Annotated in this window: 19 protein-coding genes; 6 read left to right on the plus strand and 13 right to left on the minus strand. The window is 69.4% G+C overall.

Features of this window, described 5'->3' with window-relative positions:
- Positions 1–215, plus strand: a 215-nt coding sequence (locus AU195_RS25040; RefSeq protein WP_172800464.1) for an IS30 family transposase, incomplete at its 5' end; no start/stop codon positions are given.
- 61 nt (positions 216–276) lie between these two features.
- Here AU195_RS25040 and AU195_RS03805 read toward each other — a convergent pair.
- From AU195_RS03805 to AU195_RS03825, 5 genes are read right to left on the minus strand one after another with little or no spacing between them, the layout of a single operon-like run.
- A complete protein-coding gene (locus AU195_RS03805) occupies positions 277–1089 on the minus strand; it encodes an SDR family NAD(P)-dependent oxidoreductase (protein WP_059157738.1) in 813 nt (270 codons plus the stop codon).
- A gap of 9 nt (positions 1090–1098) precedes the next feature.
- A complete protein-coding gene (locus AU195_RS03810; protein ID WP_059157739.1) occupies positions 1099–1389 on the minus strand; it encodes a hypothetical protein in 291 nt (96 codons plus the stop codon).
- Positions 1386–2522, minus strand: a complete 1137-nt coding sequence (locus AU195_RS03815) for a 3-ketosteroid-9-alpha-monooxygenase, oxygenase component (RefSeq protein ID WP_059157740.1) — start codon at positions 2520–2522, stop codon at positions 1386–1388. Before AU195_RS03815 ends, AU195_RS03810 begins: the two co-directional genes overlap by 4 nt.
- Positions 2523–2570: 48 nt before the next feature.
- The gene (locus AU195_RS03820) at positions 2571–3089 is read right to left on the minus strand and encodes a nuclear transport factor 2 family protein (protein WP_059157741.1); all 519 of its coding nucleotides are present in this window, start codon (positions 3087–3089) and stop codon (positions 2571–2573) included.
- The gene (locus AU195_RS03825; protein WP_059157742.1) at positions 3086–3880 is read right to left on the minus strand and encodes an SDR family NAD(P)-dependent oxidoreductase; all 795 of its coding nucleotides are present in this window, start codon (positions 3878–3880) and stop codon (positions 3086–3088) included. Before AU195_RS03825 ends, AU195_RS03820 begins: the two co-directional genes overlap by 4 nt.
- Before the next feature lie 100 nt (positions 3881–3980).
- On the opposite strand from AU195_RS03825, the gene AU195_RS03830 reads away from it, so the two are divergent.
- Positions 3981–5711: a 3-ketosteroid-delta-1-dehydrogenase gene (locus AU195_RS03830; RefSeq protein ID WP_059157743.1), complete on the plus strand. Its 1731-nt coding sequence runs from the start codon at positions 3981–3983 to the stop codon at positions 5709–5711.
- 51 nt (positions 5712–5762) lie between these two features.
- Positions 5763–6560, plus strand: a complete 798-nt coding sequence (locus AU195_RS03835; protein WP_059157744.1) for an SDR family NAD(P)-dependent oxidoreductase — start codon at positions 5763–5765, stop codon at positions 6558–6560.
- 7 nt (positions 6561–6567) lie between these two features.
- Here AU195_RS03835 and AU195_RS03840 read toward each other — a convergent pair whose 3' ends face one another.
- From AU195_RS03840 to AU195_RS03855, 4 genes are all read right to left on the minus strand, one after another.
- Complete coding sequence (locus AU195_RS03840; protein WP_059157745.1) at positions 6568–7419, minus strand: LLM class F420-dependent oxidoreductase; 852 nt, start codon at positions 7417–7419, stop codon at positions 6568–6570.
- Between the two features lie 10 nt (positions 7420–7429).
- The gene (locus tag AU195_RS03845) at positions 7430–7852 is read right to left on the minus strand and encodes a hypothetical protein (RefSeq protein ID WP_059157817.1); all 423 of its coding nucleotides are present in this window, start codon (positions 7850–7852) and stop codon (positions 7430–7432) included.
- An 8-nt stretch (positions 7853–7860) separates the two neighbouring features.
- Positions 7861–9090, minus strand: a complete 1230-nt coding sequence (locus tag AU195_RS03850; protein WP_059157746.1) for an NADH:flavin oxidoreductase — start codon at positions 9088–9090, stop codon at positions 7861–7863.
- Positions 9091–9160: 70 nt separating this feature from the next.
- Positions 9161–9937: a PadR family transcriptional regulator gene (locus AU195_RS03855; RefSeq protein WP_082702956.1), complete on the minus strand. Its 777-nt coding sequence runs from the start codon at positions 9935–9937 to the stop codon at positions 9161–9163.
- On the opposite strand from AU195_RS03855, the gene AU195_RS03860 reads away from it, so the two are divergent.
- Positions 9928–11472, plus strand: coding sequence for an FAD-binding protein (locus tag AU195_RS03860; protein WP_059157747.1), 1545 nt, complete (start codon positions 9928–9930; stop codon positions 11470–11472). The two genes, AU195_RS03855 and AU195_RS03860, sit on opposite strands and share 10 nt — an antisense overlap.
- Complete coding sequence (locus AU195_RS03865) at positions 11469–12050, plus strand: PaaI family thioesterase (protein WP_059157748.1); 582 nt, start codon at positions 11469–11471, stop codon at positions 12048–12050. Before AU195_RS03860 ends, AU195_RS03865 begins: the two co-directional genes overlap by 4 nt.
- Here the strand turns inward: AU195_RS03865 and AU195_RS03870 are convergent.
- The 4 genes from AU195_RS03870 to AU195_RS03885 are packed head-to-tail and all read right to left on the minus strand — an operon-like array spanning position 12047 to position 13970.
- A complete protein-coding gene (locus AU195_RS03870) occupies positions 12047–12553 on the minus strand; it encodes a twin-arginine translocation pathway signal (protein ID WP_286149117.1) in 507 nt (168 codons plus the stop codon). The genes AU195_RS03865 and AU195_RS03870 overlap by 4 nt on opposite strands.
- Positions 12550–13179 (minus strand): Rv1363c family protein, encoded by a 630-nt coding sequence (locus AU195_RS03875; protein WP_059157749.1) that lies wholly within the window; start codon positions 13177–13179, stop codon positions 12550–12552. Before AU195_RS03875 ends, AU195_RS03870 begins: the two co-directional genes overlap by 4 nt.
- Positions 13180–13182: 3 nt before the next feature.
- Positions 13183–13593: an Rv2576c family protein gene (locus tag AU195_RS03880; RefSeq protein ID WP_059157750.1), complete on the minus strand. Its 411-nt coding sequence runs from the start codon at positions 13591–13593 to the stop codon at positions 13183–13185.
- Positions 13590–13970 (minus strand): hypothetical protein, encoded by a 381-nt coding sequence (locus AU195_RS03885; RefSeq protein WP_059157751.1) that lies wholly within the window; start codon positions 13968–13970, stop codon positions 13590–13592. The genes AU195_RS03880 and AU195_RS03885 overlap by 4 nt, the downstream gene beginning before the upstream one ends.
- Before the next feature lie 124 nt (positions 13971–14094).
- Here AU195_RS03885 and AU195_RS03890 point away from each other — a divergent pair, with 124 nt between their 5' ends.
- Entirely contained in the window at positions 14095–14604 is a 510-nt protein-coding gene (locus AU195_RS03890) for an Rv2253/PknI dimerization domain-containing protein (protein ID WP_502687311.1), read from the plus strand.

Below are 14604 nucleotides of genomic sequence, written 5' to 3' on the forward strand. Positions count from 1 at the left end.
CCCCGTGGCAACGCGGCACCAACGAAAACACCAATGGACTGCTGCGTCAGTACTTTGCCAAAGGCACTGATCTCTCGATATTTCCGGCCGACTACCTCGACTACGTCGCAACCAAGCTCAACAACCGACCCCGCAAGACCCTCGGCTGGAAAACACCCGCCGAAACACTCGACGCGCTACTGTGCGACCCACTCAATCCACCCGCTGTTGCATAGACGCCTTGAACCCAAGGCCCAGGACTCGCACACGAGCTCACGTTCGGCGCCACGCGCGCATTCAGCGCACCACCACGTCGCTCGGGATCCGCGGCGCACCGAGCATGTCGCGGTGCGACACCGGCTGCCGGCCGCCCTCGTCGGTGATTCCGTACCGCACAGCGAGTTCCGCCCCGATCAGCGTGTGCCCGCTCAGAGATTCGCGCGCCGGGTCGCGGTAGAGCGCGTCGATCACGTATCCGGTGAACTCCGGCGTCTCCGCGTGCTCGGCCATCGCGGCCAGCCCCTCGGGATTGCCGTCGAACGCCCCGCGCAGCTTCTCGGTCAGCAGGATGCCCATCCAGATCGAGACGGTGTGCACGGGTGTGCCGCCGAAGTCGACGGCCATATCGGCCGCCATCTTGTCGACGCCGGCTTTCTGCGCGCCGTACGCCGGGCCGTGCATGTAGCAGACCGACCCCGGTGAGGACGTGAACGCGATCAGTCCCCGGGGTCCACGCAGCAGCAGCGGCGCCGCATGCCACGACGCCACATACGCCGACCGCAACCCGACGTCGAGGATGTCGCCCAGGTCGACCGGCTTCTGCCAGAACGGGTCCCGGCCCGTCAGCGCATCGTGCACCGCGGCGGCGTTGTTGACCAGCAGGTCGAGTCCGCCGCTCTCGTCCTCCACGCGCGCGAAGAACGCGGCCACTGCCTCGTCGTCGCGGTGGTCTAGCGGCACCGCGACCGAACCCTCGCCGAGGCTGTCGACCGTCCGCCCGGTCAGGTACACCCGCCAGCCAGAAGCGAGCAGCGCCCGCGCGATCCCCCGGCCGGCGCCGCGGCTGGCACCGGTCACGACGGCCACCGGCGGGTCGGTGTGTTCGGTCACGAGGCGAGACTACGGTGTGGCGTCCACCGTCTCGTCGACGATGGCCAACCGGCCCTCGCGGACCGCGTCGACGATCGACTCGGACAGCTCCGAACAGGACAGGAACACCGTCCTGCGGCCGTGTCCGGCGAGCGCCTCACTGTCGCGTCGCTGCGGGCAGCGTTGCGCCGCTTCGGCACTCCACTGCACACTGGTCTGCTGCCAGCTGCTCTTACGCGCCAGCACCTCCGCACCGCAGGCCCGGCAGGTCACCGGCGCCATCGGGGCGTCGTCGAGCCGGTTGTCGGGCCGAACGCTCATCCCGCACTCGTCGCCGACGCCCGCGCAGTGAGGTTGGCCTCGACGATCTTCATCCACTCCTCCCGTGGGCGGGTGGTGTCGATTTCGTACTCGAAGCGGTCGACCATGTCGGGGGTGACGTCGGCGGCGTCGACGTAGAACTGCTCATACCAGCGCCGCAATTGGTAGACCGGCCCGTCCTCCTCACAGAGGAGCGGATTGTCGATGCGGGCCTTGTTCTTCCAGATCTCGACGTCCTGCTCGAACCCCATCTTGACGAAGTCGCCCAGGGAGACCGCGGTCTGCATGGCCAGGTCGTCGGGCAGCGCCTCGGACTTCTTGACGATGATTCCGTACTGCAGCACAAAGGAATTCGCGTCGATCGGGTAGTGACAGTTGATCAGCACAGTGTGGTGATCGGCCTGCTCGTAGTGATAGGTCAGGTCGTCGATCATGAACGACGGGCCGTGGTAGGAGGCCACCGAGGTGGTGCCCAGCATCTTCGGGCCCTCCGGCGGCTGCAGGTCGGCGCGCCCCGCACTGTTCATGTACTGGGTGGCGACATGCCCTTCGAAGATGTTCTTGAAGTGCGTCGGCAACGATCCATGGATGTAGAAGAAGTGCGCCATGTCGACGACGTTGTCGATGACTTCACGGCAGTTGGTGTCGACCACCGTGGTGTACCAGTGCCAGTCGGTCCACTCGTCGCTGGTCGCACCCTCGATGCGGGGAATCGTCACGCCTTCTGGCGGCGGTTTGCGCTCGGGGTCGTTCCACACGAACAGCATGCCGTCCTGTTCGAGCGTGGCCCACGTCGCGGTGCGGGCCAGCCGCGGCGCCCGCTTGCTGTAGGGCACCTGCTTGCAGCGGCCGTCGCCGCCCCAGCGCCAGTCGTGGAACGGGCAGGCGATCTCGTTGCCCTTGACCTCGCCCTGGCTCAGATCACCGCCCATGTGGCGGCAGTAGCCGTCGAGCACGTTGATCCTGCCGTCGCCGCTGCGGAACACGACCAGCTTCTGGCCGAAGGCGTTGACCGTGTGCGGTGTGCCGTCTCCGAAGTCGCGCGTCAACCCCAGGCAGTGCCATCCGCGGGCGAACCGGGTCGGTGCCGCGTCGGCTTCGATCTGCCGAACCTCGTCGATGTCGGACGTCATGTGACTGTTGTACCGCTGACCCGCGCTCCGTAGGCGCGAATGTTCCGCTCAACAGGACAGGTCGAGCCGCTCCCCCGCGACACCGGCCGACAGAAGCCGGTGCGCATCCGCGTTGCCGTCGAGCAGACGCGTCGTGCGCACCGCGATCCGCCAGGTGCCGGCGATCCGTCGCAGGTGGAAGTGATTCGCCGCCGCCCGCCAGACCGCGTATCCGGCCGGCGTCTCGCCCGTTGCCCGCAGTACCAGGGATTCACACAGGGCGACGGCCTCGTCGCCGTCGACGGTGACGATCGACGGGCCGAGGAAGTGGCAGCACCCGGCGGCGACGAGCGCCCGGTGGCCCTCTGAGTCGACCATCGCGCGAACGTCGTCGCGGCTCGTCATGCGCCAGCCCTCGACGTCGTAGCTACCGTCCTCGGCCCACAGGTCGGCGGCGCCTGCGGCGTTCGCGGCATCCACACATGGGCCGTAGCTCGCGATGACTCGTTGGATGTCACGCTCGTCCTCGAGCCGCCGCAGCCTCGCTTCCAGGGTCGCGATCCGGTCGTCGGCGGGCTCGGGGTTCACGGCCGGGCTCCGATGAGCCGCTGGATCGCCGTGTGGGACTCGAGCACGATCTTCGCGCGGTCCGGCCCGCTGTTGAGCGCCGCCCGTTCGGCGTTGCCGCCGGCGACGTGGACCGGCCCGTCACCGAGATGGCGCAACCCCTCCTCAGCCACCTCGGCGGGGTCGTTGACGATGAATCCCGGGATGTCGAACTTCAGGCCGACCCGCTCCATCGCGGGTGTGCGCGTCACGCCGAGCACGAGTTCCAGGACGTCGACGCCGTAGTCACGCAGCTCCAGCCAGAGGCTCTCGGCGAACATCCGGCTGAAGGCCTTCACCCCCGAGTACACCGAATGCCGTGCCGAGCCCATGTAGCCCGACAGCGATCCGACGAGGATGATCCCGCCGCGTGACCGCCCTGCCATCCGGCGACCGAAATGCTGCGTCAGCTCGAGCATCCGGGTCATGTTGAGGTCGATGATCCTGCCCCACTCGGCCAGGTCGGCATCGAGGAACGTCTCGTTGCACGTACTGGCGCCGGCGTTGTAGATCAGCAGACCCACCTCGATGTCGGCGGTCGCTTCGACGACGCGTGAGGTGGCCTCGGCGCCGAGCAGATCGACCGACAGGGTGCGCACCTCGGCACCGAGTTCGCGGCAGGATGCGGCGGTCTCGTCCAGCGGTCCGGGTTTGCGGGCGATCAGCACGAGGTTGAATCCGTCCCGGGCGAGTGAGCGGGCGAATTCCGCTCCGACACCCTCGGATCCACCGGCGATGACGGCCCAGGGCCCATACTTCACGAGGTCGGTCATAGGAGCGATTCAACACGGCGCCCACTTTCAGGCGTCCGGGTGTTCCGCTGACCGGGCGCGTCGGTGCTGCGATGACACGCGACGCCCTAGCGTCACGCCGGTGACGACTGCGCGTACGGCGACGATCCCCGGCGGACTGCCGGTCCACGACACCACCGTCGACCTCCTGGTGGTGGGCTCCGGCACCGGGATGGCGGCGGCGCTGGCCGCGCACGCGCGGGGCCTGTCCGTGCTGATCGTGGAGAAGTCGGAATACGTCGGCGGCTCGATGGCGCGTTCCGGAGGCGCGCTGTGGCTCCCCGCCAGCGACGTGATCAAGGGCGACGGCGGCGGGGACACCGCACAGCGCGCTGCGACCTACCTCGACGCGGTGGTCGACGGCACGGCACCCGCTTCGCGGTCCACCGCCTTCCTCGACCACGTCGACGCCACCGTCGACCTGCTGCGCCGCACGACCCCGCTGCGGCTGTTCTGGGCCAGGGAGTACTCCGACTACCACCCCGAGCGCCCGGGCGGGTCGGCCGCGGGCCGCACCTGCGAGTGCCGCCCCCTCGACATCGCGGTGCTCGGTCAGTACCTGCCGAAGCTCCGGCCGGGTGTGATGGAGGTGAAGATCCCCATGCCCACGACCGGGGCGGATTACCGTTGGCTGAACCTCATGTCGCGGGTGCCGCGCAAGGGAATCCCGTTGGTGGCCAAACGACTCGGGCAGGGTGTCGGCGGTCTGCTGCTGGGCCGCCGGTACGCCGCAGGCGGGCAGGGCCTGGCGGCCGGCCTGTTCGCCGGTGTGCTGCGCGCCGGAATCCCGATCTGGACCGAGACCTCACTGCGGCATCTCGTCACCGAGGGTGCGCGGGTCACCGGTGCGGTCGTCGACCACCTGGGTCAGGAGGTCACCGTGACCGCGCGGCGAGGTGTCGTGCTCGCCGCCGGAGGTTTCGACCACCACATGGACATGCGCTGGAAGTTCCAGTCCGAGAGGCTCGGTGAACACGCGAGCCTGGGCGCGGAGACCAACACCGGCGACGCCATCCGGGTCGCCCAAGACCTGGGTGCCGCAATCGATCTGATGGATCAGTCATGGTGGTTCCCGGCGGTGGCCGCGCTGCCGAACGGCGATCCGAAGGTCATGCTGGCCGAACGGTCCCTACCGGGGTCGATCATCGTCGACCAGACCGGTGACCGGTTCGTCAACGAATCGTGCGACTACATGTCCTTCGGGCAGCGGGTTCTCGAACGGGAGCGCGCAGGCAACCCCGTCGAATCCATGTGGATCGTGTTCGACCAGCAGTACCGCAACAGCTACGTCTTCGCGGCGGAGCTTTTCCCGCGCATGCCGATTCCCAAGACCTGGTACGACGCCGGCATCGCCCACCGCTCCGAGAGCCTCGAGGACCTCGGCCGCAAGATGGGCGTGCCGGAGCCGCGGTTCGTCGCCACCGTCGAGCGCTTCAACGAAATGGCGCATGCCGGGCAGGATTCGGACTTCGAGCGCGGCCGCAGCGCATACGACCGCTACTACGGGGACCTGACCAACACCCCCAACCCGAACCTGCGCGCGCTCGACCGTGGACCCTTCTACGCCGTGAAGATGACGCTCAGCGACCTCGGCACCTGCGGCGGCCTGCGCGCCGACGAGCGTGCCCGCGTCATACGCGAGGACGGTACGCCGATCGGTGGTCTGTACGCGATCGGCAACACCGCCGCCAACGCCTTCGGCGCCACCTACCCCGGAGCCGGCGCGACCATCGCCCAGGGCCTGGTGTACGGCTACATCGCCGCGCAGGACGCCGCGCAATGCGAAGTAGCCGAGTCGGGCCCGCGCGGCTAACCGGCCTGCGATGCTGGGTCGCGGCACCCGTCGACGGAATCAGGAGCCCCCATGAGTCTCTCGCGCTACACCGATCGTCGCGTGCTGATCACCGGCGGCGGGTCGGGCATCGGACAGGCGTGCGTGCTGCGCATCCTCGACGAGGGCGGCCGGGTGGTCGCCACCGACATCAGCGAGGCCGGGCTGCAGGACACCGTGGGCAAGGCGCAGTCCGACCGGCTGTCGACGTTCGTGATGGACGTCGGCGACGAGGACTCGGTCAAGGCCGGGGTGGCCGAGGCGACCGGCGTGCTCGGCGGCCTCGACACACTGGTCAACGTTGCGGGGATACTGCGCTCGGCGCGCCTGGAACACACCACGCTGGCCGACTTCGAACAGGTGCTGCGGGTCAACCTCGTCGGCACCTTCCTGGTCACGCGGGAGGCGATCCCGGCGTTGCGCGCCGGGAACGGCCCCGCCGTGGTCAATTTCAGCTCCACGTCGGCGCATTTCGCCCACCCGTACATGTCGGCCTACGCCGCCTCCAAGGGAGGCATCCTGTCGATGACCCACACGCTGGCGCTGGAGTTCGCGAAAGACGGCATCCGCTTCAATTGCGTTCAGCCCGGGTCGATCTCGTCGGGGATGACGGACGGCACGGGTCAGGCCAGGCAGAGCGTGGGCCCGGGCCTGCCCGACGACGCCGACTACTCGCTGTTCCCGAGGCTGCAGCCGATGCTGGCCATCGAGGGCGGTGCGATGTTCGCGGACCCGTCCGCCGTCGCGTCCGTGGTGGCGATGCTCGGGTCCGCCGACGCGTTCTTCGTCACCGGCACCGAGGTGCGGGTCGACGGCGGCACCCACATGTGACGCGACGCTAGACGTCGTCGGCCACGGCGCGCAGGGCCTCCAGCTGGCGGCAGTAGTGTCCGGCCGAGGTCGCCGCGAGCGTGCACGTGACGGCCGTTGCCCCGAGGTCGCCGAGCGCGCGGAGCCGCCGCGCGGCCTGATCCGGATCCGCCGACGGGTCGAGCGGACCGACCGGCAGGACGACCTCGAAGCCCACCGGAACGTCGACCGCCGACAGCATCTGCGCGAGTTCGGGGCCCCGCAGCCCGAACGGCATCCAACCGTCGGCCAGTTCCACCGCTCGCCGCAGTGATCGCCGGGTGCGCCCACCCACCCAGATCGGTACCCGGGGCTGCGCCGCGCACGGTTCGACGGCCACGGAGCCGTAGCGGTAGAACTCGCCGTCGTAGGCCGGCCGAGTCGTCGACAAGGAGGCGCGCAGCGCCCGCAGCGCGTCGTCGGCGCGCCGGCCACGGTCACCGAACTCCGCGCCGAGAAGCTCGAACTCGGCGGCCAGCGACCCCACGCCGACGCCCAGGGTCAGCCGGCCGCCGCTGACCCGGTCGAGGGTGCCGTACCGTTTGGCGATCTCCAGCGGATGGTGGTAGCCGAGCACGACCACCGACGTCGCCAACCGGATGCGCGACGTACACGCCGCCAGGAAGCTTAGTGTGGCGAGCGGGTCCCAGTACACGGCGCCCCGCGTCGCGGCGTCGGCGGCGGGCACGGCGACATGCTCGGAGCAGGTCAGGTAGTCGAAGCCGAGGGAATCCGCCGTCTGGGCGATGGCCCGCAGATCCTCGATCCCGGCGTCGCGCTCCCAGTCCGAGGCCACGCCGGGCACCTGGACGACCACGGGCGTGGACACACCGATGCGCATGCAGAGCTTTCTACAGGCGAACCAGCCGGAACGGGTAGGTGAACGTGCCACCCGGTGCGCCGTCACATCCGGCGGCGAACGACGAGGACAGGGTCCCCGACCGCGTGGCGTCATCCCAGGTGTACACGTCACGGGTGGGAATCACCGGGCCGTAATACACGTTGCCGCAGCGTAATCCGTCCGGGACGTCGACGGTCATGGTGTAGCGTCCGTCGACCGGGTGCGCATCCGCCCGGAACGGGAAGGCCTTCGCCACGGGCTGCGCGATCGCCTGGACGCGCAGGCATTCGCCGGGGCACCGCGACACCGCCCACAGCCAGGTGTGGAAGTCGTACCTGCCCTGGATCTGCATCTCGAAGTTGCCGTACGGCGTCTCGGCCTGCGCGGTCGGTGGCGACAGCACCGAGGCCAGCACCAGCGCGACGCCCAGCACTGCACTCTTCACGCGTGACTCACCGTCGGCGGTCCGTACCGCTGGTCGGGGTCGAGCACGCAGTGCGTCTTGCCGAACACCGTCACCATGCACTTGTTGTTGTGGTTGCACAGGCTGCGTTTCGACGGCTGTTCGCGAATCTGGTTCACAAGATCGGGTTCTCGCAGCAGCGCGCGCCCCATGGCGACGAACCCGAACCCTTCGTCCATCGCGATCTGCATGTGTTCGCGGGTGGTGATACCGCCGAGCAGGATCAACGGTGTGTGCTCGACGGCCGGGACGAACTGGCGTGCCGACTCGAGCATGTACAGATCCTGGTAGGGGAAGGTTCCGAGCACCCGCTTGCCGACCATGCGCACCCCGAGGTTCATCGGCGGCGGCATGACGGCCGCGAACTCGTCGACCGGGGTGTCCCCGCGGAACAGGTACATCGGCTTGAACACCGAAGAGCCCTGGGTCAGTTCGATGGCGTCGAGGTTGCGGTCCGCGTCGAGCAACTGCACCACCCGTAGGGATTCGCTCAGCGCGATCCCGCCCCGTTTACCGTCCTCCATGCTGAGCTTCGCGATGACCGCGATGCGGTTCCCGACGACCTCGCGGACGCGTCGGGCGATCTGGCGGGCGAACCGGGACCGGTTCTCGAGGCTGCCGCCGTATTCGTCCTTGCGCCGGTTCATCAGCGGGCTCAGGAACGAACTCGGCAGATAGAGGTGCCCGAGGTGCAGCTCGACCGCGTCGAACCCGGCGTCGACGGCCACCTGCGCGGCGGCCCCGAATTGGTCGACGACCGTAAGGATCTCGTCTCGGCTGATCGGGCGGCAGTAGTCGAACGACTGGGGATTGACGAAGCGGCTCGGCGCCTTGGGAGTGACCTTGTTGACCTTGCGCGTCGCGACGACGCCGCCGTGGCCGAGCTGCGCGGACACCGCCGCACCCGCCTCGTGGACGGTGTCGGCGAGCTTGCGCAGACCCGGCACCGCACGGGCGCTCATCAGGATCTGGCCCGGCGCGCTGGCCCCGTCCTGCGCCACGGTGCAGTACGCGACGGTGGTCATCCCGACGCCGCCGTCGGCGAAGCGCTTGTGGAAGGCGATCAGCTCGTCGGTGACCAGACCGTCCGGTGACCGTCCCTCCGACGTCGCCGCCTTGATGACGCGGTTCCGCAGCCGGACCGGGCCGAGCGTCGCCGGCTGTAGCGGGTCGACCCCCGGTTCGGGCACCGTCACCTCACGCCTCATGCTCCGGTTCTAACAGCGGAGTGCGGGTACGGCGGACCGTCCGTCCGCTCACCGGAACAGCGCCAGGAGGCTAACGGCCTTCTTCAGCCCTGACCCGGCGTTCGATCTCGTACCAGTAGTCCTTCGCCAGCGACGGCTTGCCGTCCTCGCTGGACTTGGCCGACTCGGCGAACGCCTCCTCGGCCGCATCGAGATCCTTGATGACGCTCTGGGCGAGCTCGCGTTCGGCGGCGTAATACCGTTCGGCCCATTGCAGTGCCACCCGGCCGTAGGCCCACGCGGGTTCCGCCTCGGCCCACCGAGCCTCCGTCGCGGCCTCGCGCTGCATGCGGTCGGCGTAGGCGACGTGGTCCTGCATGATCTCCTTGAGCCGACGGGGGTTCGTCAGATGCCCGAACGTCACCCTCAACAACGGGTTGTGCTTGAGCTGCGGCGGATCCACCGGCGCCCGATCCGCCCAGTCGCTCAGCGCGTCCAGACCCGCCTTGGTGATCTTGTAGAGCCGTTTACTGCGGGCGCCGCCGTCGGTTTCGACCCTCGACGTCACCAGCCCGATGTTCTCGAGTTTCTTGAGCTCGGTGTAGATCTGGCTGTAGGCCGGGCTGCCGTAGAAGAACCGCAGACTCCACTCGGTCCATTTCTTGATGTCGTAGCCGGTCAGCTCGTCCTGGTACGACAGCACGCCGAGCAGGGCCCAACCTGTTGCGGTCACGTTCGGGCCGTCGGCGGATTTCACCCATCCAGGGTAGCAACGCGCCGTGACCAGCGCCTTCGCGCGATCCACTGACCGGGACCGGGACTTGCCGATCGCTGCTGCCACCCGGAAAGGTGGGATCCATGTCTGCATTCGACGAGGAGGTCGACGTCGTCGTGGTCGGGTCCGGCGGCGGCGTCGCCGGCGCCTACACCGCGGCGCGCGAGGGCCTGTCCGTCGCGCTCGTGGAGGCGACCGATCGCTTCGGCGGAACCACCGCGTACTCAGGTGGCGGCGGGATGTGGTTCCCGTGCAATCCCGTGGCGTTGCGGGCGGGCGTCGACGACAGCCCCGAGGACGCGCTCGCATACTTCCACCACGTCGTCGGTGACCGGACGCCCTTCGAGCTGCAGCGAACCTACGTGCTGGGCGGCCCGCGCCTCATCGAATACCTCGAAGCGGACGGGCACTTCCAGTTCGCCGAACTGCCCTGGCCGGACTACTACGGGGCGGTCGAACACGCCCGCGCCGACGGACGCCGCCACATCGTGCCGGTGCCGCTGCGCGCCGCGGATGCCGGACCGCTGGCCGCGCTGATCCGCGGGCCACTGGACACCGAGCGCCTCGGGCATCCGGCCCCCGCACAGCTGACCGGCGGCCGTGCGCTGATCGGCCGCTTCCTTGCTGCCCTTGCTGAATTCCCGCATGCGCGAACCTTTCTCAACGCGCCGCTGGCCGACCTCATCGAGGTCGACGGCGCGGTCGCCGGGGCGGTGATCAACCGCGACGGCAAGGACGTCAGGGTCCGCGCCCGCCGGGGTGTGCTCCTTGCCGCGGGCGGCTTCGAGCAGAACCCCCGGATGCGCGAATCCTGCGGTGTGCCCGGGCGGTCCGAGGACAGCATGGGGTGTCCCGGGAACACCGGTGCCCCACATCGCGCGGCGATCCGGCTCGGCGCCGCCACCGATCTCATGGACCAGGCCTGGTGGTCGCCGGGATTGACCCACCCGGACGGCCGTTCGGCGTTCGCGCTCTGGTTCACCGGCGGCATCTTCGTCAACGACCGCGGCGAGCGGTTCGTCAACGAATCGGCGCCGTACGACCGGTTGGGCCGCGCCGTACTCGACGAAATCGATTCGGGCGCGATGACGGTGCCGTACTGGATGGTCTACGACGACCGCGAGGGTCCGGTCCCGCCGGTCAAGGCCACCAATGTCTCGATGGTCGAGGCCGAGCGGTACCGGGACGCCGGCCTGTGGCACACCGCCGACACCCTCGACGCGCTGGCGGATCTGATCGGCGTGCCGGCGGACGCGTTGACCGCCACCGTCGCCCGCTACAACGACATGGTCGCCGACGGGCGCGACACCGACTTCGGCCGCGGTGACGAACCATATGACCGCGCGTTCTCCGGCGGCCGGTCACCGATGGTGCCGATCGACCGGCCGCCCTTCCACGCCGCGGCCTTCGGGGTGTCGGACCTCGGCACCAAGGGCGGACTGCGCACCGATACCCGCGCACGGGTCCTGGACACCGCGGGCCGTCCGATCCGCGGTCTGTACGCCGCGGGGAACACCATGGCCGCGGTCAGCGGCACGACCTATCCCGGCGGCGGCAACCCGATCGGCGCCTCGCTGCTGTTCAGCCACCTCGCCGCGCTGGACATGGCGGGCGCGGAACCGCGGTGAGCGACGAGCACGAACCGTTGACGCGGTCGGTTCGGTCGTTGATCGACGCCGTCATCCGCACCGAGGTCGACCCCGACCGGCTGGCCGCCGCGCACGCCCACGTCACTGCGGCGCTCGACATCCTGGGCGAACAGCTCATGGCGGGGTCGTACGGTGTCCGCGCCGGCGCCGATGGGCACAGCGCGCCGCGCGGCAACGTCCTCATCGGTCAGCGGAACCCGATCGCCCCGCCGCTGACCGTGCATCGCGATGCCGACGGCCTGGTCAGTACGGAGGTGGACCTCGGCGCGGCATATGAGGGCCCCGTCGGTCACGTCCACGGCGGGGTGTGCTCGCTGATCCTCGACCACCTGCTCGGGGCCACCGCACACCGGCCGAGCCGGCCCGCCTTCACCGGCACCCTGCAGTTGCGGTACGTGCGTCCCACGCCGCTGGGCCCGCTGCGGGCCGAGGCCTGGGTGGAGCACGAGGACGGACGCAAGACCTACGCCCGCGGCCGAATACTGTGCGCCGGTCGGACCACCGTGGAGGCTCAAGGCGTGTTCATCCGGCCCAGAGACGGCCGCCGCGTCGACTAGATCGGGTCGAACGCCGAAATCAGCCAGCGGTCATCGACTTTCGTCAGGCTGACCATGACGCTGCTCGCCGTCTGCGCAGGGTCCGGCCGCTCCCGGCTCGACGTCGTCTGGTTCACGAAGAGCAGCACCTTCGCGGTGTCCTGGCCGATCTCGGCTTCCGCGGCCCGCACGACCGACGCCTCCGTGCTCACCGCTCTCTGCTTGGCCGCAGGCAGCAGGATCTCGTCACTGAATTTGCCGTAGTAGTCGAGGAATTCGCCCGTCAGATGAGTCTTGGCGGCCGCCAGGTCGGTGTCGACGCTGTCGGGTTGGTAGGACAGCAGGGCGACGGTGCCGTCGGAGGCCGCGCGGATCGCTGCCGTTGCCGCGGCGTCGTCGGTCCGCACGTCGGTCCGGTACTGCGTGAGGTACAGGACGACAGCCAGGCCGGCGGACGCGATGGCGACCAGGACGGTCAGCATCAGCGGCCAGCGCGCCCACAGTTTCCGCATGCGGCCGCTCACGCCACGAACTCCATCTTCGACATCTTGAGTCGCCCTGCCTCCCTGACGATGTCGACGCTCAGGCGCCAGGCCCGTGGTTGTTTGTCGGCGCCTGCGGCGTTGGTGACCGTCGAGGTCGTGGTGACCAGGACGGTCGCCGATTCCCTCGTCATGGATTCGACGGCGGCGGCCTTGACCTGCACGTCGGTGACGACCTTGCCGTCCTGCGCCAGCCGGACGAAATCCTCGGAGGCGGCCTTGAACTCGTCGTGGAACTGCCCCGTCGAGCTGTCGAGGATCTGCTTGACGCTGTCCTCGGCCCTGGCCGCGTCGATCGACATGAGCGTGTACGCGATCTGCCGTGCCGCGGCGGCGAATTCGGCCGACTGCTGCTGCTGACGAACCGCCTCCCGGTGATGCCACGTCACGTAGCCGCTCGCCGCAAGCGACACGCCGGTGACGACCACGGCAAGGATGACGACGACGGTGCTCCAGCGCGGACGGCGCACACTGCGGTGCGTGCGCCCCGACTCGGCGGCGTCGGCGCGTAGGCGCTCCGCGCGGGCGTGCGCGGCGGCCGCCAGCGCCTCGGCCGCTTCGGCTTCCGCCTCTTCGGCGAGGGCGCGAGCTTCGATGGTGTCTGTCACGGGTCACCAACTCCTCAACGAGCAGAGGGCCCCTCTGGGCCCCGAATGGGTGGCGACGACCACCCCGTCGACGGCGAGTTCACACCGGAAGTTCGGCCGGTCGGGACCGATGCCGCTGCTCGCCGTGACCATCGCCCAGCGGGTCGGATCCACGAGAGCGGCCTCGAGCACCCACGGCCGGCCCGGGTCGAGAACGACCTCCGCCTTCGGGCTGAACCGGTAGGGATTGTGGCTGTAGTCGGCCCACGTCGGCGGATCGGCGTCGCGGTAGTAGATGTCGGCCTTCGCCGGTTGATCGACGGTGACCACGTAGCGGATGTGGTGGGGCGCCGGCCCCTGCGCCAACGCCGGCGGCGCCGCACCGAGGATCAGGGCGGCGATCGCGGCCGTCAGCGCAGCGGCCGTGCGCGTCACGCGTTGACTCCGCGCACCCAGAGACTCTCACCGCTGGCGGCCACGCAGCTGAGGAACAACCCGTCGGGTGCTTGCGCCACCGAGTTCTCGAAACCGGTGCAGTTGGTGTTCTCCACCCGGATGCCCTCCATGGGCGGTGAGCGGAAGTACCTCGGCGCGTACCGGCGCGGTGAGCCGCAGAACACCAGCCGCCCCCATTCCGTGGTGCCGAACACGTAATGGCTGGTGTCGGCGCACGATGCGCCGAGCGCGACGTTGCCTGCGATACCCGGAACGCAGGCGGGCTCCTCGCATCCGAGCGGGTCCGCGCCGACCGGTGCTGCGGTGAGGACGGCGGCGGTCACCGCGAGGGGAACGGCGAAGACGGTCGTGCGCACGGGCCCACTGTGGCACTCGTGTCGACGTGCGCGCGCCGATCGTCCCGCTCAGCGGCCGATGCGGCGGCGCGCTCGGTGGCGGCGCTGTTAGCGTCGCGCATCGGCGAGTGCTGAGGAGGAAGCGTTGCGGGTTCTGAGCGTGGTCACCACTGCCGGCGCGCTGGCTGCTGTTGCGAGCCTGGCACATCCGGCGACCGCATCGGCGGACCCGGAGTGGGGGCTCGACGGCACCTACTCCGCCACGTCCAACGGCGAATGGGCCAAGAAGAACGAGGTCTTCCGCGACGAGGCCACCGTCCGCGCCACCTGGACGATCGACACCGTCTGCAGCTACCCCACCGAATGCACCGGCACCGTCCGCAGTGACCAGGGCTGGGAGGCGCCGATCTACAAGAAGGGCGGCATCTGGTACGTCAAACACACCGTGCCGCGGTGGGCGCCCTGTCCGGACGGCACGGCGGCCGACGGCCTCCAGGTGTTCCGGTTCGTGCCGACGGTGCCCGACGGCAGCATGACCGACCCGGCCTCCACCATGCTGGTCGGAGAGGACCAGACGACCGGGCCCAGCGGCGCCTGCGGCGTCAGCAGGCCCCTGTTCATCACGATGCCGTTCAAACTCGTCAAGCTGGGCTGA

The organism is Mycobacterium sp. IS-1496 (assembly GCF_001499995.1).
Taxonomy (GTDB): Bacteria; Actinomycetota; Actinomycetes; order Mycobacteriales; family Mycobacteriaceae; genus Mycobacterium.